This is a genomic window from Poseidonibacter lekithochrous (genome assembly GCF_018861145.1).
In the GTDB taxonomy this organism is placed as follows: domain Bacteria; phylum Campylobacterota; class Campylobacteria; order Campylobacterales; family Arcobacteraceae; genus Poseidonibacter; species Poseidonibacter lekithochrous_A.
In genome coordinates, this window is sequence record NZ_JAHKQT010000030.1 from 26,482 (window position 1) to 49,189 (window position 22,708).

At 28.8% G+C, this 22,708-nt stretch carries 21 protein-coding genes; 6 read left to right on the forward strand and 15 right to left on the reverse strand.

The window, feature by feature from the left end; translation table 11 throughout:
* Window positions 1-9: 9 nt before the first annotated feature.
* From hisA to KO488_RS11210, 7 genes are all read right to left on the reverse strand, one after another.
* On the reverse strand, window positions 10-723 hold the full coding sequence (hisA, locus tag KO488_RS11180; RefSeq protein ID WP_216058901.1) for a 1-(5-phosphoribosyl)-5-[(5-phosphoribosylamino)methylideneamino]imidazole-4-carboxamide isomerase: 714 nt from the start codon (window positions 721-723) through the stop codon (window positions 10-12).
* A gap of 15 nt (window positions 724-738) precedes the next feature.
* The gene (hisH, locus tag KO488_RS11185) at window positions 739-1,353 is read right to left on the reverse strand and encodes an imidazole glycerol phosphate synthase subunit HisH (RefSeq protein WP_216058902.1); all 615 of its coding nucleotides are present in this window, start codon (window positions 1,351-1,353) and stop codon (window positions 739-741) included.
* A 30-nt stretch (window positions 1,354-1,383) separates the two neighbouring features.
* Window positions 1,384-1,956, reverse strand: coding sequence for a ComF family protein (locus tag KO488_RS11190; RefSeq protein ID WP_216058903.1), 573 nt, complete (start codon window positions 1,954-1,956; stop codon window positions 1,384-1,386).
* A gap of 357 nt (window positions 1,957-2,313) precedes the next feature.
* The gene (gene lepA, locus KO488_RS11195) at window positions 2,314-4,101 is read right to left on the reverse strand and encodes a translation elongation factor 4 (RefSeq protein WP_216058904.1); all 1,788 of its coding nucleotides are present in this window, start codon (window positions 4,099-4,101) and stop codon (window positions 2,314-2,316) included.
* Between the two features lie 140 nt (window positions 4,102-4,241).
* Window positions 4,242-5,366, reverse strand: coding sequence for an OmpA family protein (locus KO488_RS11200; RefSeq protein WP_216058905.1), 1,125 nt, complete (start codon window positions 5,364-5,366; stop codon window positions 4,242-4,244).
* Between the two features lie 153 nt (window positions 5,367-5,519).
* A complete protein-coding gene (locus KO488_RS11205; RefSeq protein WP_216058906.1) occupies window positions 5,520-6,614 on the reverse strand; it encodes an OmpA family protein in 1,095 nt (364 codons plus the stop codon).
* 59 nt (window positions 6,615-6,673) lie between these two features.
* Complete coding sequence (locus KO488_RS11210; protein WP_216058907.1) at window positions 6,674-7,606, reverse strand: ribose-phosphate pyrophosphokinase; 933 nt, start codon at window positions 7,604-7,606, stop codon at window positions 6,674-6,676.
* A 223-nt stretch (window positions 7,607-7,829) separates the two neighbouring features.
* On the opposite strand from KO488_RS11210, the gene KO488_RS11215 reads away from it, so the two are divergent.
* The gene (locus KO488_RS11215) at window positions 7,830-8,897 is read left to right on the forward strand and encodes an Opr family porin (RefSeq protein WP_216058908.1); all 1,068 of its coding nucleotides are present in this window, start codon (window positions 7,830-7,832) and stop codon (window positions 8,895-8,897) included.
* 52 nt (window positions 8,898-8,949) lie between these two features.
* Here KO488_RS11215 and mnmA read toward each other — a convergent pair whose 3' ends face one another.
* The 3 genes from mnmA to KO488_RS11230 are packed head-to-tail and all read right to left on the reverse strand — an operon-like array spanning window position 8,950 to window position 11,650.
* Window positions 8,950-10,050 (reverse strand): tRNA 2-thiouridine(34) synthase MnmA, encoded by a 1,101-nt coding sequence (gene mnmA, locus KO488_RS11220; RefSeq protein ID WP_216058909.1) that lies wholly within the window; start codon window positions 10,048-10,050, stop codon window positions 8,950-8,952.
* Window positions 10,051-10,068: 18 nt separating this feature from the next.
* Complete coding sequence (gene folK, locus KO488_RS11225) at window positions 10,069-10,593, reverse strand: 2-amino-4-hydroxy-6-hydroxymethyldihydropteridine diphosphokinase (protein WP_216058910.1); 525 nt, start codon at window positions 10,591-10,593, stop codon at window positions 10,069-10,071.
* 31 nt (window positions 10,594-10,624) lie between these two features.
* On the reverse strand, window positions 10,625-11,650 hold the full coding sequence (locus KO488_RS11230; protein WP_216058911.1) for a M24 family metallopeptidase: 1,026 nt from the start codon (window positions 11,648-11,650) through the stop codon (window positions 10,625-10,627).
* A gap of 75 nt (window positions 11,651-11,725) precedes the next feature.
* Between KO488_RS11230 and aroQ the strand changes: the two genes are divergently transcribed.
* The 4 genes from aroQ (at window position 11,726) to KO488_RS11250 (ending at window position 15,972) form a co-directional block, all read left to right on the forward strand.
* Window positions 11,726-12,202, forward strand: a complete 477-nt coding sequence (gene aroQ, locus KO488_RS11235) for a type II 3-dehydroquinate dehydratase (RefSeq protein ID WP_216058912.1) — start codon at window positions 11,726-11,728, stop codon at window positions 12,200-12,202.
* Between the two features lie 10 nt (window positions 12,203-12,212).
* Window positions 12,213-13,436, forward strand: a complete 1,224-nt coding sequence (locus tag KO488_RS11240; RefSeq protein ID WP_216058913.1) for a metal-dependent hydrolase — start codon at window positions 12,213-12,215, stop codon at window positions 13,434-13,436.
* Window positions 13,429-14,319 carry a signal peptide peptidase SppA gene (gene sppA, locus KO488_RS11245; RefSeq protein WP_216058914.1) on the forward strand — a complete coding sequence of 297 codons (891 nt, stop codon included), beginning with the start codon at window positions 13,429-13,431 and terminating at the stop codon, window positions 14,317-14,319. Before KO488_RS11240 ends, sppA begins: the two co-directional genes overlap by 8 nt.
* A gap of 204 nt (window positions 14,320-14,523) precedes the next feature.
* Window positions 14,524-15,972 (forward strand): DEAD/DEAH box helicase, encoded by a 1,449-nt coding sequence (locus tag KO488_RS11250; RefSeq protein ID WP_216058915.1) that lies wholly within the window; start codon window positions 14,524-14,526, stop codon window positions 15,970-15,972.
* Window positions 15,973-16,017: 45 nt separating this feature from the next.
* Here KO488_RS11250 and KO488_RS11255 read toward each other — a convergent pair whose 3' ends face one another.
* A complete protein-coding gene (locus tag KO488_RS11255; protein ID WP_216058916.1) occupies window positions 16,018-17,220 on the reverse strand; it encodes an acetate/propionate family kinase in 1,203 nt (400 codons plus the stop codon).
* A 23-nt stretch (window positions 17,221-17,243) separates the two neighbouring features.
* Window positions 17,244-18,239: a phosphate acetyltransferase gene (gene pta / locus KO488_RS11260; protein ID WP_216058917.1), complete on the reverse strand. Its 996-nt coding sequence runs from the start codon at window positions 18,237-18,239 to the stop codon at window positions 17,244-17,246.
* 513 nt (window positions 18,240-18,752) lie between these two features.
* On the opposite strand from pta, the gene KO488_RS11265 reads away from it, so the two are divergent.
* Window positions 18,753-18,902, forward strand: coding sequence for a hypothetical protein (locus KO488_RS11265; protein ID WP_216058918.1), 150 nt, complete (start codon window positions 18,753-18,755; stop codon window positions 18,900-18,902).
* Window positions 18,903-18,961: 59 nt separating this feature from the next.
* Here KO488_RS11265 and KO488_RS11270 read toward each other — a convergent pair whose 3' ends face one another.
* From KO488_RS11270 to KO488_RS11280, 3 genes are read right to left on the reverse strand one after another with little or no spacing between them, the layout of a single operon-like run.
* Complete coding sequence (locus KO488_RS11270; protein ID WP_216058919.1) at window positions 18,962-20,158, reverse strand: acetate kinase; 1,197 nt, start codon at window positions 20,156-20,158, stop codon at window positions 18,962-18,964.
* A gap of 28 nt (window positions 20,159-20,186) precedes the next feature.
* On the reverse strand, window positions 20,187-20,807 hold the full coding sequence (locus KO488_RS11275) for a 3'-5' exonuclease (RefSeq protein ID WP_216058920.1): 621 nt from the start codon (window positions 20,805-20,807) through the stop codon (window positions 20,187-20,189).
* Window positions 20,800-22,641 carry a putative nucleotidyltransferase substrate binding domain-containing protein gene (locus KO488_RS11280; protein ID WP_216058921.1) on the reverse strand — a complete coding sequence of 614 codons (1,842 nt, stop codon included), beginning with the start codon at window positions 22,639-22,641 and terminating at the stop codon, window positions 20,800-20,802. The genes KO488_RS11275 and KO488_RS11280 overlap by 8 nt, the downstream gene beginning before the upstream one ends.
* Window positions 22,642-22,708: the final 67 nt, after the last annotated feature.

Here is a 22,708-nt window from a genome sequence, read left to right on the forward strand (position 1 = left end):
ATTAACTATTTAGTCTTTTAATACTTTAAACCCTTCTTCTAAGTCTAAAGTTCCTTCATAAAATGCTTTTCCTACAATAACACCAGAGATGTTGCCGTTTACTTTACAGTTAATTATGTCATTGATATCTTTAACACCACCAGAGGCAATAGTATCAACTCCTGAAGCTAATGCAATAGATTGAGTAAACTCTACATTTACCCCACAAAGCATACCGTCTTTTGAAATATCAGTACAGATAATAGCTTCAACACCAGCGTTTGCAAATTCCTTTGCTAATGTTGTAGCTTCCATAGTAGAAACTTCAGCCCAACCTTCAACTGCAACCATTCCATTCATTGCATCAATTCCAACTGCAATTGGATATTTTGCAGCCATATCTTTTACAAATTGAGGGTCTTTAACTGCAATTGAGCCTAGAATTAATCTATCAACTCCAAGTTCAATATACATTTTGATAGTTTCTTCATCTCTAATACCACCACCTAGTTCAATTTTAAGATTACAATTTTCTCTAATCTTTTTTATTTGTTCTAAGTTTGCAGGCTCACCTGCAAAAGCACCATTTAAATCAACTATATGAAGCCATTTACTTCCTAATTCTTCAAATCTTTTTGCTACTTGCCAAGGTTCATCTGAATAGATTTTTGCACTTTCCATTAGCCCTTTACTTAGTCTTACAGCTTTTCCGTCTTTTAAATCTATTGCTGGTAAAATATCCATCTTTTTACTTCCTCTTTAGTGTGATAAATTCATAAAATTTTTAAGTATCTTTAATCCATTGTCATGTGATTTTTCAGGGTGTGGTTGAAAACCATATATGTTTTCTTTATGTACAGCACTTGCAAAATCATAACCATATTCAGTTGTTCCAATTACATTTTTAGCATCAGTTACTGCGTGATAAGAGTGTACAAAATATAAATAAGGATCTTTTAATCCTTTAAATAAAGTATGATCATCTTGAGTTTTAATTACATTCCAGCCCATATGTGGAATTTTTGTATCTTCATGCATTTTTGATTTATCAAATTTTACAATGTGTCCATCAATAAGGCCAAGACCTTTTGTTTCTCCAAATTCTTGAGAACTTTCAAATAAAAGTTGCATTCCAAGACAAATACCAATCATTGGTTTTCCTGATTTTGCATATTCATGGATTGCTTGAAACATTCCTGTTTTATGTAGGTTTTCCATAGCATCACCATATGCACCAACTCCTGGAAGAATAATTCTATCAAAATTTTTTAAATCTTCTGGGTCTTTAACAAATGAAGCTTTTGCATCTAGTAAATGACAAGCATTATAAACACTTGCTAAATTCCCCATATTATAATCAATAATTCCTATCACATTAATCCCTTTATTAAAAAAAGAATTATACTAAAGTTTTGCATCAGCTAGGGTTAAAGAAAATAGGACTTTATTATTTTGTTTTTCTAATGCTTTTTTTGCTTCTAAAATTGTTGTTCCAGTTGTAATTAAATCATCACAAAGAATAAGTGTTTGATTTTTTATATTTGAAACTTTGAATTTTCTAGGATTATTCTTTCTAAATTCTAAGTCTTTCCCTGCATATTTTACAATATTGGAAGCTTTTAAGATGTTGTATTTAGGTGTTATAAATTCTGATTTCAAATGCTTTGCTAGAATTGCAGTATGTGAAAAATCGTGTCTTGTATGATCATCGATGGGAATTGCTAAAACTTGATTTGGGAAATTAAAGTTTTGTCCAAATTTAGCAAAAGAGAGTTTTGCTAATATATTAAAAACCCTATCTCCATGAAAATAGTATTTTGATGAAATAAGATCTTCTAGTTCTGATAATGTATAAAAAGAATAATTGAAAAAGTCTTTTTTTAGTTCTCTTTTATGAAAAGAGGGCTCTAATAAATTCTTTTGACATGTATTACAAATGATTTGGAAAGATAGGTTTTCACAACTTAGGCATTTCATAAATTAATAATACTATAAATTATATTTATTTCTTTGATAGGATACTCCTTTCTTTTCTTTTTAGTAAAAAAAGAAGCAAAAGAAAAGTGTGAGTTCGCTGAGAATACGCTAAAAAATATGATTAAGTTCTAAAACTACAAAACTCGTTCCTACTTCACTCAGAAAGTTATAGTTTTTTAACGAACTTAATTTTATTCTTCTAGCAAATTTTAAAATGAGAATAGTAAAAGAAATTAGAAATCTATAAAATTTAATATTTTATGTAGATTCAAGGCGGAAAAGTAAATTTATCTAGGAGCTTAGTAAACTAAGTGATTAGATAAATTTTCTTTTTTAACGCAGAAGATGCACGAAAGATTATATTTTTAAAACAGCCATGAATGCTTCTTGTGGTACGTTTACTTTCCCTATAGATTTCATTCTTTTTTTACCGGCTTTTTGTTTTTCAAGTAATTTTCTTTTTCTTGTAATATCACCACCATAACATTTTGCTGTTACGTTTTTACCTGTTGATTTCACAGTCTCTCTTGCAATAATATTAGAACCAATACTTGCTTGAATAGCTACTTCAAATAATTGTCTTGGAATTAACTCTTTTAAGGCTTTGATAAACTCTCTACCTTTTGAAAGTGCTTTATTTTCAGGAACAATAATAGATAAAGCATCTACAACATCACCTGCTACTTTAATATCAAGTTTTTGTAATACTCCTGGTCTAAAACCTATTGGCTCATAATCAAAAGATGCATAACCTTTAGTAGTTGATTTTAATCTATCATAAAAATCCATTACAATTTCATTCATTGGAATATCATAGTCAAGTAAAACTCTTGTCCCTATATAATCCATTTTATTTTGAACACCTCTTTTATCATTAAGAAGTTTAATTACATTTCCTAAAAACTCATCTGGAACTAAAATCGTAGCTTTTACATAAGGTTCAAAAATTGTTTCAATATGATTTGGTTCTGGTAATTCACTTGGATTTTGAATAGATATTTTTTCACCATTATTTTTTAATACTTCGTAAATAACTGTTGGTGCTGTTGCTATTAAATCAAGATTAAATTCTCTCTCTAATCTTTCTTTAATTACTTCCATATGTAGCATTCCTAAGAATCCTGCTCTAAATCCACTTCCAAGTGCTGCTGAGCTTTCTGGTTCATAAGAGATTGAAGAATCATTAAGTCTTAATTTATCTAAGGCATCTCTTAAGTCTTCAAATTTATCTGTATCAATTGGATAAATTCCTGCAAATACAAAAGGTTTTGCTGGTTCAAATCCATCAATAGGTTCAGGTGTTCTATTTTTAGCATCAGTAATTGTATCACCAACTGCAATAATATCAACTGTTTTAATCCCAAGTACTACAATACCAATTTCACCTGTTTTAATTTCATCAGTAACTTGTTTTTTTAAAGGGTGTGGATACATTAATGATAAGACTTGTTGTTCATGCTCTGTGTTCATCATACGTACAACTTGACCTTTTTTAATACTTCCATCATATACTCGTACAAGTGCTAAGGCACCTAAATAGTTATCAAACCATGAATCATAAATTAAAGCTTTTGTAGGAGCATTAGTATCTCCTTTAGGAGGAGGAACTCTATCTACTATAGAATCTATTAAATCTCGTACACCAAGACCAGTTTTAGCACTGATTAGGTTATGTTCTGTACAATCAATTCCAATAGCATCTTCAACTTCTTCAAGAACTCTAAGAGGGTCAGCTGAAGGTAAATCAATTTTATTAACTACTGGTAATAGTTCTAAATCATTTTCCATTGCAATATAAACATTTGCAATAGTTTGAGCTTCTACACCTTGAGTTGAATCTACAATTAAAAGTGCACCATCAGATGAAGCTAAAGATCTACTTACTTCGTATGAGAAATCAACATGTCCTGGAGTATCGATAAGATTTAGAACATAGTTTTGACCATCTTTTATATAATCAAGTCTAACACTTTGTGCTTTGATTGTAATCCCACGTTCTTTTTCTATATCCATTGTATCCATAACTTGAGCAGACATATCTCTATCTGCTACTGAACCACACTCTTGAATGATTCTATCAGCAAGTGTTGATTTTCCATGGTCAATATGTGCAATGATACTAAAGTTTCTAATATTTTCTTGCAAGGTTATTATCCTTATTATCTATTATTTATCGCGATTATAGCTAAAGTTTTGTAAGTTTGATGTTAAATTAAAAATGTAAAGAGGGTTAAATGTAGGAATAAAGACTTAGATAAGTTTATCTAAGTCTTTAAGTTTTTAGATTATTGGTTTATTAAACCAGTAACTCTTCTATTTTCTGCTCTTCCTTCTTTTGTATCATTAGAGGAAATTGGTTGCGTTTCACCATATCCAATAGAGTGTAATCTTTCTGACGAAATATTAAAATTTTCTAAAGCTCTAACAGCAGACGCTGCTCTTTTTTCAGATAACTTTTGATTATATTTTTCTGGACCTACAGAATCTGTATGCGCTTCAATTGTAGCATTTAACTTAGGATTTTCTTTTAACATACTTGCAAATTCTTGTAATCTCTCGTTATATTCAGATGAGATTTTATCTGAATTGTAATCAAATTTTATATTTAAATTAAATGTAGCAACACATCCATCTGAATTAACTGTAACACCTTGAGATGTATTCATACATTTATCAAGTCTATTAACAACACCATCTTTATCATCATCTTCCTCACAACCATATTCATTTACAACTGCACCTGGTAATGAATCTGGACATAAATCTTTAGAGTTTAAAACACCATCATTATCATCATCTCCATCTACTACAGGAACAGTAGCTTCAACAGGTTCTTCAACAACAGGTACTTTTGCTACTATATTTTCAGAATATCTTTTTCCTAATGGCATTGCCAACCCTAATGTATACATTAAGTCATTTTTTCTATCATTAATTGAGTATAAATGTCTTACATCCCCTTTAACTGCAATTCCATAATATGGAATGTCATATCTTAATCCTAATCCATAGTTTAATAAGGCAGAATCATCATTATCTTTTATTTCTTGTGTTATATCTTGGTATCCAGCTCCAATTAAACCATAAGCAGCTAATTTTTCAGTTAATGGCAGTTTTTTTACTGCATTTAAAAATACTCTATTAATATTTGTATTTCCATTAGTCCCATTGTATTTAAGACTATCACTTCTCATTATTGCTAATTCTACTTGATCTAAAAAAGAGTTTTGTAAGTTTTTAGCTAATGAAATACCAGCATTTGCATAATGATCATCGTCTAAATTGGCTTTGCTATCTGATAATATTCCTGCAACAAAAGGTGTTACTTCATAGTTGTACTCAGTACTTGGTGCACTTTGTGCAAACATAAAAGATGCACATAATGCAGATGTTAATAAAATTTTTTTCATTTAACTTCCTTGTATTTTAAATAATTTATTTTATTATAGCAAAAAAAGATCAGATTTATATTAAAAAAGAATTTAGGAAGTTTTGGAAATTTGATATTAAGTGTAAAAAGGAATAAGACTAGGAAGTTTCCTAATCTTATTATTTGATTATAATTATTTAGTAATTACAGCTTGAACTCTTCTGTTTTGAGCTCTTCCTTCTTTATTCATGTTACTTGCAGCTGGTTTAGTTTCACCATAACCAATAGCAGTAATTCTAGAAGAATCAACATTTAAAGATTTTAAAACTTCAACAGTTGAAGCTGCTCTTCTTTCAGATAATTTTTGATTATATTTTGCAGAACCAATTGAATCAGTATGTGCTTCAATTGTAGCTTTTAATTTAGTATTGTTTTTCATCATATTTGCGAAGTTAACAATTCTTGAATTATAAGTATCTTTAATTACTGCAGAATTAGTATCAAAGTTAATGTTTAAGTTAACTAATGTCATACAACCAACATTATCAACTTTTGCACCAGCAATCGTATTTGGACATTGGTCTAATCTATTTACAACACCATCTTTATCATCATCCATTTCACAACCCATTGCATTTACAATAGCACCTGCAATAGAATTTGGACAGTTATCTTTAGCATCGATTACACCATCTTTATCAGAATCCATTGGAGCAGGAACAACTACAGGAGCAGGAACAACTACAGGAGCAGCTTTTGCAATCTTTCCAAATGGAACAACAAAACCTAAGTTATATAATAAAGTGTTATCTCCATGATCAGCTTCAATTAAATGTCTAACATCAGCTTTTAATGCAAATTGTTCAGCTATTTTATATTTCCAACCAAATCCATAGTTTCCTACAAGTCCATTTTCATTATTATCATTTGCTTCATCATCAAAGAATTCAACACCAGCACCTGCTAACGCATATAATGAGAAGTTTGAAGTTAATGGGTAATCTTTAACTAAGTTAACAAAAACTCTTGTAATTCCAGTATCTCTTCCACCTAAGTTATAATACTTTGTATCTTCTACTGTTCTGAATGCTGCAATTTCAACTTGATCTATCATAGAATCATTTTGATTAAATCCTAATGCTAATCCACCATTTGCGTAGTTTTGTTGCATACCTAAGTTACTTTCTGTATACGCTCCACCAATCATTGGTGTAATTTCATATTTGTATTCACTTGCTGCGAACATCATTGATGCACATACAACTGATGATAATATAATTTTTTTCATTTTGTATCCTTCTAATTAATAATTTTATGTATTATAGCTAAATATTTATAATTTGGATATTAAGCAATAAATATTGAATTCACAGATTCATTATTTTGAATTCTTCTTATTGTTTCACCAATAATAACTGATGCACTTAATACTGTTATTTTTTTAGCATCTTTTCGTGTAGGAATTGTGTCAGAAACAACTAATTCATCTAAAACTCCATTTGCAATTCTTTCATATGCAGGTCCAGAAAGAACACCATGTGTACAGCAGGCCATTACTGAATTAGCACCTTTTTTCTTTAATACTTCAGCTGCTTTTACAAGTGTTCCAGCTGTATCAACCATATCATCAACTAAGATTACATCTTTACCTTGGACATCACCAATGATATTCATTACTTCAGATTCGTTGGCTTTTTCTCTTTTTTTATCAACAATAATTAAGTCATATCCTAATTTATCAGCATAAGATCTAGCTCTTGCAACTCCACCAATATCTGGACTAGCAATAATAGGATTTTTTAAGTTTTTATCTTTTATATAATTAGCAAATAAAATTGATCCAAATAAGTTATCAGCAGGAATATTAAAGAAACCTTGAATTTGAGCAGCATGTAAATCAATAGTTACAACTCTTGTAATTCCAGCAGCTTCTAATAAATCAGCAACTAACTTTGCAGTAATTGGAACTCTTGGAGCTGCTTTTCTATCTTGTCTTGCATATCCATAGTATGGAATTACAGCAGATATTGATTTTGCACTTGATCTTTTTAATGCATCTACCATAATTAATAGTTCCATTAAATTGTCATTTGTTGGTGCACATGTAGGTTGTATAACATAAACGTCTTGACCTCTTACACTTTCTGTAATTTGAACAGACATCTCTCCATCACTAAATTTCTTGCAAGTAGCATTAGATACAGGCACACCTAAATAACTACCAACTTTAGCAGCAAATTCAGGGTTAGCTGAACCACTAAATAATTTATATCTTGACATAAAAACTTCCTTAATTGAATGAGTATATTTGTGATTTTATCTAAAAAGTACTTAATGGATTGTTATTGAAATATAAATTAAAATCTTTTATTAAATTGTATATAAAATATATAGTATAGGTGATTGTTTAATATCAAATTGCTGTTATAATTTTTTTGTTCTTCTAAAATGAATATTAATATTACGCGCTATATTAATAAAAAATAAACTAAGGAAAATGAATATGACTAAAAAATTAAGTATGGCTGCAAGTGGATTATTATTATCTACAACAATGGCCTTCTCTGCAGATTCAATTGATAATGCTTTTAAAGAAGGTACTATATCTGGATCTTTAACAGCTTATGCCCTTGAGCATGATGGAAAAGGTAGTGCTTCTGACACAGATTCAGGGTTTGCTACAATTAATTTAGGATATGAAACTGCTTCATATATGGGATTAACTGCAAAAGCTGGTTTTGAAGCTGGTCATGGACTATCGGATGGAACATTAGCAAATGATGCATTAATGACAGAAGCTTATGTAAGATATGCAAATGAGATGTTTTCTTTAACAGTAGGTAGACAAGCTATTGATTTAGAATGGTTAGGTGATTATAATGAAGCTGTTGTTGCAGGAATTACTGCAATTCCTGATACAACTATAGTTTTAGGATATGTTAATCAACAAGCTGCTGCTGATGAAGATGAGATTGGTGATTTTAGTGATCTAGGTGTTAAGGATGGAGCATATGTAGTTGATGCTAAATATACGGGGTTTAATGGAATTGAATTAAATCCATATTTCTATTCTGCTGTTGATGTAGCTGATTTTTATGGATTAAAAGCGACATATACAGCTGATATGTTTGGTGCTGTAGCACATTACGCAGCTTCAAGTGAAGATGTAGGTTCAGATGGTTCTATTGGACATATTGAAGTAAATACATCTTTATCAGGAGTTTCTGCTGCTCTTGGTTATATCAAAACTGATGATACAGCGGGTGTTGGAAGTATTGCAACGTATGGTGATAATATCACTCCATTTGATAATGGTGGTGATAATTATGCAATTGATGCTAAAACTACTTATGGTTCTTTAGGATATTCTATTGGAGCTGTTGATTTAGGTGCATTATATGGTGAAACAGATTTTGCAGCAAATTCAGAATCAAATGAGTTAAACTTAAGTGCAGGTTATTCATTTACTGATTCTTTATCTTTAGGATTATTATATGTTGATTATGATTTAGAAGGTTCTTCTCTTTCTGATTATAAAGAATATTCAGCTACTTTAGCTTATTCATTTTAATAATAGATAATTTAGGAGTTAATCTCCTAAATTATCTTATACTTTTTATTTATTAATTATAGTAATTACTTATAAATCCACCACCTAAACAATACTCACCATCATATAAAACAAGACTTTGTCCCAAAGTTACAGCTCTTTGTGGCTTGTCAAATTCAATTAAGACTTTATCATCATTAACTGATGTAACAGTACAAGCTTGTTTTTGCTGACGATACCGAACTTGAGCCATTAATTTGTCTCCAACTTTTGGTGATTCATCTAATACCCAGTGCATATGGCTAGCCTCTACATTTTGGTTCATAAGTAAAGGGTGATTTGTGTCTTGAACAACTGTTAATGTATTGTTCTCCATATCTTTTTTGGCTGCATACCATGGATTATGGATATGACCAGCTGATTCAGTCTCTTTAATTCCTCCAAGACCAATACCTTTTCTCTGTCCTAGGGTGTAACAGATAAGGCCTTTATGTTTTCCTATTACTTTTCCATTTTCATCTATGATATCTCCTGGAATTGCTTTTAAATGTTGAGTGATAAATTCATCAAATCTTTGGTTACCAATGAAACATATACCTGTACTGTCTTTTTTATCACTTACACTTAGATTGTGTTCTTTTGCAATTTCACGCACTTCTTTTTTTGTCAAATCAGCAAGTGGAAACATTGCATGGGATAGTTGTTCACTTGATAGTGCATGTAAGAAATAAGTTTGATCTTTTGAACTATCTTTTGGAGTATCAAGTACATAGTGATCATGATATTTAGCTATTTTTGCATAATGGCCAGTTGCAATCATATCTGCACCCATTTTTTTTGCTTCATTTAAAAATACATTAAATTTAATCTCTCGATTACAAAGTATATCTGGATTTGGAGTAAGTCCTTTTTTTAAACCTTCTAAAAATACATCAAAAACTTTAGTTCTATATTCCTCAACAAAGTCTTTACCAATTACCTCTATTCCTAATAATTTACCTACTTTTTTTGCATCTTCAAACTCTATACGATTAGGACATTGACTACCTTCAATTCCATATTCCCAGTTACGCATAAATAAGCCTACTACTTCATAGCCTTGTTGTTTTAATAGCAATGCTGTAACAGATGAATCAACCCCACCTGACATTCCTACAACTACTTTTTTCTTCATTCTCTACCCTTATAAATTTTATATATTTGATTTGTTTTTTATATTAAAAGAACAACTACTGCTCTTCATCATATATTTTAAAGGAATAATCACTGATTCTCTATTTGCCCAGTCTTTATGTGGAATAATAAGTTTTTTTGTATTTATTTTTTTATTATCAAAAAATATTATATCTATATCCAAGGTTCGAGGCGCATCTTGAAAGGATCGTTTTCTTCCGTATCTAATTTCTAATCTTTGCGTGATTTTAAAAAAATCATTTATACTAAGATTAGTTTTAAGCGCAATTATACCATTTAAAAAGTCTTTTTGTTCTGTATATCCAAAAGCTGGATTTGAAAGTAATGGGCTTGTGCTTATGATATGAAAATGTGAGTTGTTTTTTAGAGATAAGAATAGCTTATTAAATGTTTTTTTCACATTTCCCACATTTCCCCCAATACCAATAGTTGCAATATATTTTTTTCTTGAATTATTTTTTGAAATATATGGAAACATATTAGTTTTATAAAGTGTTAATCTCTCACTTAATTTTTTTTTCAAATTTCTCTCTTTTTCTATATTTTTAAATTAACTAAAGTATTATAGCTTTACCATTTTTCATAACAACTGTATCTTCGATTCTTACTCCAAACTCTTTAGGTAAATAAATACCAGGTTCAATAGTAAAAACCATATTATCTTCAATAATTACATCAGATTTAGAATTTATATTTGGGAACTCATGAATATCAAGTCCAACTCCATGGCCAGTACTATGAATAAAATATTTTCCATAACCAGCTTTTTCAATTACATTTCTAGTAAGTGCGTCTATTTGTGATGCTTTCATTCCAACTTTTGCATTTTCTATAGCATTTAATTGAGCTTTATAAACTAAATCATAAATCTTTTGATGTTTTTTATTTTTAAATCTTTGCTCTCTTTTAAATGACAGTTTTTCAAAGTTTGCACTTGTAACACAAGTTCTATCTGAACAATATCTCTTGTACTTAACTCCAGCATCAACTAATATTAAAGCATCTTTTTTTAATTTTTTTGAAGTAGGTAAGGCATGTGGTTTTGCTGCATTTTCATTTATTGCAATAATTGGATCAAAGCTTAAATCTAGTTTTCCACTTTGACTCATTTTTTCAATACCTTTAAAAAATAAGAATTGTTCTGTTTGTTTATATCCATTTTTTCTTATAAACTTTGCAAGTTCTTTAAATCCTTCACGACCTAATTTTGCAGCTTTTTTTAACAACTTTATTTCTTCATCACTTTTAATAATTCTTTTTTGTTTTGAAAAACTAGGTATTGCTACAAATTTAGTTTTTAAATTCTTTGTCATATTTATATATGTTGAGTATTTAAAATCATTTGGATCAAATGTAATTTTTTTTATTTTGTTTTTTATTAATATTTCTTTTGCTGTTTGTATTAAGTTTGATGACTCAATAACTTCACAATTCTTTGCAAACTCCTTTGCTTCGGTTGTATATCTTGCATCTGTAATAAAATACTTATCATTATTTAATGATAAGTATATTACATTATCACAAGAAAACTTTGCTTCAAAATATACTGCATTTTCATCTAGTAAAATAAAATTCTTCATAATAGCTCTCTCTTTGGTAGGGTTTAACGTTAATTTAAATATAATCTTACCTAAATTTTATAAAAGGAATATAATATGAAAATAGCCGTAATTCAAGGACCAAACTTAAATATGTTAGGTATCAGAGAACAACACATTTATGGTCCAATGAATTTAGAACAAATTCATGATCAATTAAAAAATGCAGCTTCACAAAATGGAGTTGAATTAGAATTTTTTCAATCAAACTTAGAAGGTGAAATTGTTGATAGAGTTCAAGAATGTTTAGGAACAGTTGATGGAATCTTAATTAATCCAGCAGCATATTCTCACTCATCTATTGCTATAAAAGACGCTTTAAGTGCAGTTGAACTTCCAACAGTTGAAGTACATATTTCAAATATTTATAAAAGAGAAGAGTTTAGACAAAAATCATTAACTGCATCTGCAACTACTGGTGTAATTTCTGGATTTGGACCTTTTGGTTATCATATGGGATTAATTGCATTAATGCAAATCATTTCTGAAATTAAAGCTGTTGAAGAAGCGCAACAACAAGAAGTAACAGAATAATCATTAACTTATGAATATATTAAGTGCAAACTGGGTTATTACCTGCGATGAAAATTTTAGCATCATTAAAAATGGTGCTATTGTTTTTGAAGATAAAATAGTTGATATAGATACAATAGATAATATTCGAAATAAATATCCAAATGAAGAAGTTTTAGAGGCTGAATCAAATTCAGTTTTAATGCCTGGACTTATTAATTCTCATGTACATTTAGAATTTTCTGCAAACTCAACAACACTAAAATATGGTAATTTTCTATCTTGGTTAAATTCTGTCATTAAAAATAGAGATACTTTAATTGAAAAAGCTACAAATAAACTAATTTCAATTAAACTAGACAGAATGAAAAAGACAGGAACTACTACAATTGGTGCTATATCATCTTATTCATTTGATTTAGAAGCTTGCGTAAAGTCTCCTTTAAATACAGTATTCTTTTGTGAAGTAATAGGTAGTAAAGCAGATATGGCCGATACATTATTTGCTGATTTTAAAAGTAGGCTAAGTTCTGCAAAATTAAATACTTCAAAAAACTTTATTCCAGCAGTTGCAATTCATTCACCATATTCAGTACATCCCTTTTTAGTAAGGGAAAGTTTAGCATTAGCAAAAGCAGAAGACTTGAGCGTTTCAACACACTTTTTAGAATCTCCTGAAGAGTTTGAATGGTTACATAAAGATGAAGGTTTATTTATAGAGTTTTTTAAAAACTTTTTAAATCAAACTAAAGCAGTTACAAAACCTATGGAATTTTTAACTCACTTTTCAAATGTTAAGAAATTATCTTTTACACATTGTGTGGAAGCTAGTGCTAATGATTTTGAAAAAATTAAATCTTTAGGTGCTGTTATTAATCATTGTCCTACATCAAATAGGGTGTTGAATAATTCTAAATTAGACTTATCAAAACTTGAAGGTATTGATTTTTCAATTGGAACTGATGGTTTAAGTTCAAATAATTCATTATCTATGTTTGATGAGTTACGAACAGCTTTAATGATTCATTCTAATGAAAATATAGTTGAACTTTCAAAAAAACTACTAAAAGCTGCCACAATAAATGGAAGTAAGGCATTAGGATTAAATAAAGGTGTACTAGAAAAACATAAAGATGCGGATATTATATCTTTTAAGTTAGCTGATGAGGTTGAAGATAAAGAAGATTTAGCTATGCAAATTATTTTACATACTAAATCTGTAAATAAAACTATTATAGGAGGAGTTATTGTTTAATTTTTTTAAAATATTATTCTCTCCCATTATTGCAATTTTAGATTTTATAACTAAGTATTTTAAAACAATAGTTTTTTTAACTATTATGTATTTTATTATATATAGTCCAAGTGATAAATTGAATGATAATGGAACATTTGAAGTTGCAAATTTACAAAAAATTGAGCTATTTGGTCCAATTTTAGATGTAAGTAAAACATTAGATGAAATAGAGAAAGCAAAACAAAATACGAATATTAAAGGTGTTTTATTTATTGTTAATTCTCCAGGCGGTGCTGTAGCACCATCAGTTGAACTAGCTTATGCTATCAAAGAGTTAAAAGCTATTAAACCGGTTGTAGTATATGCAAGTGGAGTAATAGCTAGTGGTTCATACTATGCTTCAATATGGGCAGATAAAATTATTGCAAATCCTGGTTCAATGGTGGGTTCTATTGGAGTAATAATGCAAGGTATTAATACAGAAGAGTTGATGCAAAAAATTGGTGTTTCTACTCAAACTGTAAAAGCAGGAAAATATAAAGAATCAGGAACGCCAACGCGAAAATGGTTTGATTATGAAAAAGATCAGTTACAAAGTGTAATTGATGATACTTATAATATGTTTATTCAAGATGTAGCAAATGCAAGAGAACTTGATGTTAATAATCATACACAATTTGCAGATGCAAAAATATTTACAGCATCACAAGCAAAAAAAGTAGGTCTTGTTGATGAGGTTGCTACAATTTCTAGTGCTCAAGACTCAATTGTAAAACTTTCAAAAGTTGATAATGCTATTTGGCAAAAACAAGATAAATTTGATAAATTCCTTGATAAATTTATGAGTCAAGTTGTATCAAAAGTTTCTATGAGTTTTAGTTCTAGCTTAAAAGCTTACTAAGATAAAAGAAGTAGGATTTGTCTTACTTCTTTTAATCTTTTTTAAATATTTGTTAAATTTCTTTTATTGTGCTATACTTCAGAAAAATTCTAGTAATTAATCTTCCCTATTCTTTGTTTCCCTAAATTTTTGATATTTCTAATATTTAATTAATGAACTAGACTAGATATTGTTTCTTGTTAGATAACAAACTAAAGGTAATTAATGACATTTACAGAACTTGGATTAAACCAAGATATCCTAAAAGCAATTGAAGAACAAGGTTATACACAACCAACTCCAATTCAAGAACAAGCAATCCCAATCGTTTTAGATAAACATGATATTTTAGCCGCAGCACAAACTGGTACAGGAAAAACTGCAGCTTTTACTCTTCCCTTATTAGACACTTTAAGTAAAAAGAAAAGTACAGTTAAAGAAAAACATTATGTTAAAGCACTTGTATTAACTCCTACTCGAGAGTTAGCTTCACAAGTTGCAGAAAATATAGAAGCATATAGTAGATACCTACCTCTAAAATCAGCAGTTATTTTTGGTGGAGTTGGAATCAATCCCCAAAAAGCAATTTTAAGAAAGGGTGTTGATATCGTAATTGCTACACCTGGAAGACTATTAGATTTAGTTGGTCAAAAATGTATTGACCTTTCAAGAGTTGAATTCTTTGTTCTTGATGAAGCAGATAGAATGTTAGATATGGGTTTTATTCATGATATGAAAAAAATTATTGCAATAATTCCAAAACATAGACAAACACTTCTTTTCTCTGCAACATTTTCAGATGAAATTAAAAAATTATCTGAAGGTTTATTAAATAATGCAAAAATAGTTGAAGTCGAAAGACGAAATGCATCTTCTAATCAAGTAAGTCAAGTGGTTCATTATGTAAATAAAGACACAAAAAAACATCTATTATCTCACTTAATTAGTGAAGGTAAATGGAATCAGGTTTTAGTTTTTACAAGAACAAAACATGGTGCTAATAAATTAGCTGAGTTTTTAAATAAAGAAGGTATCACAGCAGCTGCTATTCATGGTAATAAATCACAAGGTGCTAGGACAAAAGCATTAAGTAATTTTAAATCAAAAGATATAAGAGTTTTAGTAGCTACTGATATTGCTGCACGTGGTATTGATATTGCACTTTTACCCCATGTTGTAAACTTTGAATTACCAAATGTCTCGGAAGATTATGTTCATAGAATAGGAAGAACAGGAAGAGCTGGGAATGAAGGTGTTGCTATGTCTTTAGTTTGTAGTGATGAATATTTCTTTTTAACTGATATTGAAAAGCTTATTAAAAAATCAATTGATGTTGTTCCTGTTGAGGGATTTACTTTACCAAAACTAGCTAAGCCAAATATTCAGAAAAAGACTAATGAAAGATCAAATAATAGAGCTAAAAATAAACCAAATAATGATTCAAATTCTAGGTCAAGAAGTAGAACAAATTCAAGTCCAGAGAAAAACAAAGTAGAGAGTAAGAATAAAACAAATATAAAATTTCCAGAGAAAAAAAGAGTTAGTAAAAATGATGAAAGTAAATCTTTGATTTCTAAATGGGAAAATGAAGTAAAAAAACAAAAAGATAATGAAACTAAAAATCCTCGAAATACTAGAAATAGAAGAATTACTAACGCTTCAAAAACAAGGTAAAAGATAAAGGCTTTTTTTGCCTTTATCTTTTATGATTAAAAGAGATTATTTTTCAAGTCCTGAAACAATTTTATATGTATCATTTGCAATAACATATTCTTCATTTGTAGGAATAACAAAGATTCTTGCTCCTGAACTATTTGTAGCAATATCTCTAGGTTCTTGAGATCTTCTATTATTTTTAGTTGGATCAATATTTAACCCCATACCATCAAGACCCGCACAAACAATTTCTCTGATTAATGCTGAGTTTTCACCAATACCACCTGTAAAACATAATGCATCAATACCATCAAGTGCCGCAACATAAGCTCCAACATATTTTTTAATATTGTAAGCTACCATTTCAACCGCTAATCTACATCTATCATCACCAGCTTGCATACCTTCAAGTACTTCTCTTAAATCTGAAGATTGACCTGAAATACCTAAAATTCCTGATTTTTTATTCATAACATCAAGAGCACCATCGATAGTTAAGTTTTCTTGACTCATCATATATGAAAGTGCACCTGCTCCAACATCACCAGCTCTTGTTCCCATCATTAAACCTTGAACAGGAGTAAGCCCCATAGAGGTATCAATACATTTACCATTTAATACAGCAGATACAGAAGAACCATTTCCTAAGTGACAAACGATAACTCTAGTATTATGTTTTTTATCTAACATATTTTGAGCTTCATTTGATACATAGTAGTGTGAAGTTCCATGGAATCCATATTTTCTAATACCATGTTTAGTATATTGATCATAAGGTAATGCATACATATACGCATAATCAGGCATAGTTTGGTGGAATGCTGTATCAAAAACTGCAACATTTGGTTTTCCAGGAATTAATTGTTGACAAATTTCCATACCCATAATATTTGCAGGATTATGTAAAGGTGCTAATGGAATTAGTTTTTTCATTGTTTCAATTACTTTAGGAGATACCATAACAGAAGATGCAAATTCTTCTCCACCATGAACAGCTCTATGTCCAATAGCATCGATATCATTAATTGAATTAATTACTTTACCTTCACCATCACATAACGTTTTTAAAACTAATTCAATTGCTTCTTTATGTGTTGGCATTGGAACTTCTATTTTAAGTTTTTGATCATTACCAAATTCATGTTTTAAAACACCATCAATTCCGATTCTTTCACATAGTCCAACAGCTAAAACTTCTTTAGTTAATGGATTCATTAATTGATACTTTAAAGATGAACTTCCTGCGTTTAAGATAAATACTAACATATATTATTCCTTTTAATTTATAATTATTTAATTTGAGTTGCTGTAATAGCTACAAGGTTTGAAATATCTTCAATAGAACAACCACGTGATAAGTCATTAACAGGTTTTGCTAAACCTTGAACTACTGGTCCATGAGCAGCCGCTCCTGCAAATCTTTGAACTAGTTTATATCCAATATTTCCAGATTGTAAATCAGGGAATACCAGTACATTTGCTTTTCCAGCTACTTCAGAACCTGGTGCTTTTTTAGCTCCAATTGCTTCAACAATTGCAGCATCTGCTTGCATTTCACCATCAAAAGCAAAATCAACATTTCTATCTTCTAATAAATCAACAGCATATTGAACTTTATCAACTAATGGATGATTCGCACTTCCTTTTGTTGAAAATGATAACATTGCAACTCTAGGGTCTAAGCCAACAACAGATGCAGCAGTTGCAGCAGTTGCACAAGCAATATCAGCTAATTGTTCAGCATTTGGTTCAGGTATTACTGCACAGTCTGCAAAAAGTAATAATCCATTATCTCCAAATTTACCATCAGCTGTTTCCATAATAAATGCAGATGAAACAGTGTTTATTCCAGGAGCTGTTTTAATTACATGAATAGCAGCTTTTAAAACATCAGCAGTTGGAGAGTTTGAACCAGCAACTAAGCCATCAGCTGCTCCAAGTCTTACCATCATACAACCAAAGAATCTAGGTTCTGTTGTCATAATCTCTCTAGCTTCTTCCTTAGTTAAACCTTTTTTCTTTCTAAGTTCAACTAATTCATTAACATAAGTGTCAATATTATCAAATTTTTTAGGATCGATAATAGTTGCACCATCAATATTAGCACCACATGCTAATGCATCTTTTTTAATTGTATCTTCATTTCCAATTAAAACTACATTAGCTGTTTTTTCCTCTAATACTTGTTGTGTAGCTTTAAGTACTCTTTCGTCTTCTGACTCAGGTAGAACAATTGTTCTTAATTGTAACTTTGCTTTTTCCTTGATATTTTCAATTAAACCCATTAAGTAATCCTTGTTTATTAGATTTTAGTGAAAGATTATATACTAAAACAATAGCAAAAAGATAGCATTGTTTTATAATCTTTTTCTATTTACATTGTATATCTTTTTCTTGAAAAAGTACATAAAACATACATTAAATTTCAAAAATATTGAAGATGAGTAATTTTGTAATAAAAGCACTATATAAAGGGATTTAAAGAAAGGTGTAAATATCTCAATGTCTTAAAAATGTACAATTTTTGTTCATGATAACTAAAATAGAATGTTAATTAATTTATTTGCATTAGAATTGTTCTTTTTATCTATTTATTATAATTTAAGATGTATTCGCTTGCATTTTATCTTTTTTTAAGTTATAATAACTTCACTTAAGATGAATAAGAGTTTCATCTGTTATTTTATGACTTTTATTAATTACTGCTCGTTTTGCCCATTGATATTACACATTTATACAAAAAAGCTCATTTTTATCTTTTGATTACTCTATATTAATTAGAGAACAAAAGGAATAATATGTCAATTACACATATAAAAACAAACAAAAAAATCGAAGTTTTATTAAGACTTCTAAAAGAAAACGAAAGTTTACAGGATGCTAGTTCAAAAGCTGGTTTAAATATAGAAAAAACAAAATTGATAATGACTAAATATAATAATTTATAATTTGAAGTAAAGAAAGTAGACTAAGTTTATTAGTCTTACTCCTTATAGTAAGTTATAACTTATAAGTTTTTTATTAATTTATAAGTATCTTGAGCTATTACAAACTCTTCATTAGTCGGAATTATATAGATTTTTGTTTTAGAATCTTTTTTACTTATTTCTCTATTCCCATTACTTAAACTATCATTTTTTGATTTATCTAATTCAATTCCCATAAATTCTAATCCAGAACAAGCTTTTTCTCTAAGTAAAGGAGAATTTTCACCCATACCTGCTGTAAAGCATATTGCATCAGCTTGACTTAATAGTCCCGAATATGAACAAATATATTTTTTTACTCTATTTGCCATCATATTTATAGTGACTTTTGCTCTTTCATCTCCATCATTTGCTGCGCTTATAATTTCTCTTAAATCAGAACTAATTCCTGAAACTCCTAAAATTCCTGATTTCTTATTTAGATAATCTATAATTTGATGAGTATCCATGCCTTTTCTATCCATTAGATATGGTATTACTCCTGCATCTATGTCTCCAGATCTTGTACCCATCATTAACCCACCTAGTGGGGTTAATCCCATTGTTGTATTTATTGACTTTCCATCTTTAATTGCACAGATAGATGCTCCATTACCTAAGTGACAAACAATTATTTTAGAATTCTTTTTATTACCTAACAGTTTTATTGCTTCATTCGAAACATAACTATGACTAGTTCCATGGAATCCATATTTTCTTAAATGGTGTTCTGTATAATCTTCATGTGGAACTGGGAATAAAAAATGCATTTCAGGCATTGTTTGATGAAAAGCTGTATCGAAAACTGCAATATTAGGAATATTTGGCATAATTTCCTGACAAAGTTTCATACCTAAAATATTTGCGGGATTATGTAATGGTGCAAGAGGAATAAGATCTTCAATTCTTTTTAGTACATTGTCATCAACTATAACTGACTTATGAAAATATTCTCCACCATGAGCGACTCTGTGTCCTATTGCTTTTATTTCTTTAATGTTATCTATAACTTTCGTTTCTTCATGGGTTAATGTATGTAAAATAAAATTGATTGCTTCTTTATGTGTCGGCATTGGAATCTCAAAAGTTATCTTTTTATTTTTACCAATTTCATGTTTTAAAATTCCGTCTATACCAATTCTTTCAACAATACCACTTGCTTTAATTTCAGCTGTTTGTGCATGAATTAATTGATATTTTAAAGAAGACGAGCCTGCATTTAATACAAATATTAACATATATAGTCCTTTTGAGTTTTAATTTAATTTAATTTATTTTTATTTTTGGAAAGTTTTTAAGTTTAATGAATATTAAAGAAGTCATAATAGCATCGTTATAAGCATCATGTTTACCCATAAAAGGTATCTGAAGATCTTTCATAATTGTATTAAATCTCAAATCAATATTTCCTTGAGGAATTTTTTCCATTTTATAATCATAATATATAGCTGACACTTCATGGGTTTTATTTGGAAGAGTAATTCCTAATTTTGATTTAATATATTTATTAATCATAGATATATCAAATTCTAAGTAATATCCAACAAGTGTCCTATTTCCAATATATTCTAGAAACTCTTCAATTACGTCATCAATATCTTCAGCTTCTTCTAAATCACACTCTCTTATGTGATGTATTTTAATTGAGGCTACTTGTAATTTTGTTTTTGGTTTTACAAATTTCACAAATTTTTTACTAGAAATAACGGTGTTATTTTTAATAATTACAGCACCAATAGAAACTATATCATCAACTTTAGGGTCTAAACCTGTTGTTTCACAATCAAAACATACATACTCATCAGGATGTGGTTTATTAAAAAGATATGAATATTTTTCATCCTTTAATTTTTTTCTATTAAAATAGTTTGAAATACTTTTAAACATAATTTAACTTAAAATGATAATCTAGTTTCTTTTTTAATTTAATTACAATTTTAAAGGAATCTTTTAATAATTCTTTTTCCATTGTATTTAAATTATCAGGATTTATATAATTATCTATTTCTTCTTGACTATCAACTTTGATTAGATTAAATTTAAGTTTTAGGTTTGATAAAAAGTTAAATGCCATGATTAACTCTTGTGCACTTTCTTCATCAAATACATTTTTTTCACTTAGTGCTTCAATTCTTTTTGCAGTATTTGTTTTAAATATATGCTTTTCTAAACATAAAGCTCTAATACTTTGAACAATTATAAAAATTCCACCTTTTTTAATATCAAGTTCATTTTGGTGTATACTATTTTTTGAATCAACAATAAAGCCATCAAAAAATCCTAATGGAACATCAAAATTTGAAATAACTTTTGCAAAATTTGCATTAAAAGTTTGCGAGTTACCTCCTGCATTAAATAAATATTCTTTTAATTTCGATAATAATTCTTTATTTCCCGATACACATGCAGCATCAAAGAATATTGCTGTATTCATTAGATTATCTGGACTTGGTTCATTTATCCATGAGTAAATTAAATCTTTAAAATCAGATTTTTTTCTACACCAATAAGGATTTGATACCATTATATTACCTTTACATCTAGGAAAACCAAAATCAACTAAAGTTTCAGTAAATATATGTGTAAATTCTTGAATAGATTTTTCATCTAAGGTACATGTATCATCTATAATTAAAGCATTGTCTTGGTCAGTTCTTAGTATTTGTTCCCCTCTACCTTCGCTTCCCATCACAACTAAACATGAACTATTAACTAACTCTTTTGGTGCTAAAAGTTTATATAGTTTATTTAGAAGTTTTTTATTTAACTGATTTATTAATTTAGAAATAAATTCAATTTTTACCCCTTTTGCATTAAGGGATTTAATTATTTTGATAAATGAATGTGAAGCAACTTTAAGTTCTTCAACTGTTTCTGCATGAACTATTTCATTTGATACTGCAAAAGTATTAGTTGCAAAAAATGAAGATAAAGAAATTTGATCAAGAATTCCTACAATTTCTTTCTTATCGTTTTTGACTACAACTCTTTTCATACCAAATTTAGCCATAATTAATTGTGCATTAAAGAGGAAATCATTCTCATTAACATGAATTATCCCTTTTGATGCAATCTTTATAATCTCAGTATCAAAATCCATTCTATTTAGAATAACTTTTTCTCTAAAATCAGAATCCGTAACAATATAAATTTCTCCCTCATTATCTTTTAAAAGTAAAGTAGGGACTTTTTCTTTTTTTATTATTGTTGCAGCTTCAAAAATAGTTCTCTGCGAATCAATTATTACGGCTTTATGTATTTTTGCATCTTTTACTTTTGCAATCATAATATTTGCCATCTCTTTATTTTTTTCATTATGAATGTTTTTATTCAATTTTTGTGAGATAGTTTGGAAAAAATAGCTTTCTAATTCAACATTTTCATGTAATGTTTCAATAAATATTTCTCTAGGAAGGGCATAACAAATTGTTTCTTGTACAGTTATAAAAGTATTTTTTGAATAGTTTTCAATTAATGAAACAGGATCAAAAATTTCTTTTTTCTGAAAAATAGATAATACTTCTTCCTCATTTCTTTCTTGAACTATACCTTTTAAAACAAAGTATAAATGAGTTGGTTGGATTTCACTTTTCTGTATTATTTCATCTTTTTTAAAATATACAATATCAATACTTTGAGCGAAATTTTCTAGTTGAACTTTATTTAAATGTTCAAAAGGGTGAATTGATCTTAAAAATGTTTTTTGCTCTAAAATACTCATATCTTTTCCTTAATTATTATTAAAAATATTTTATTTAAATACTTTTAATAATACTCAATTTAAGTTA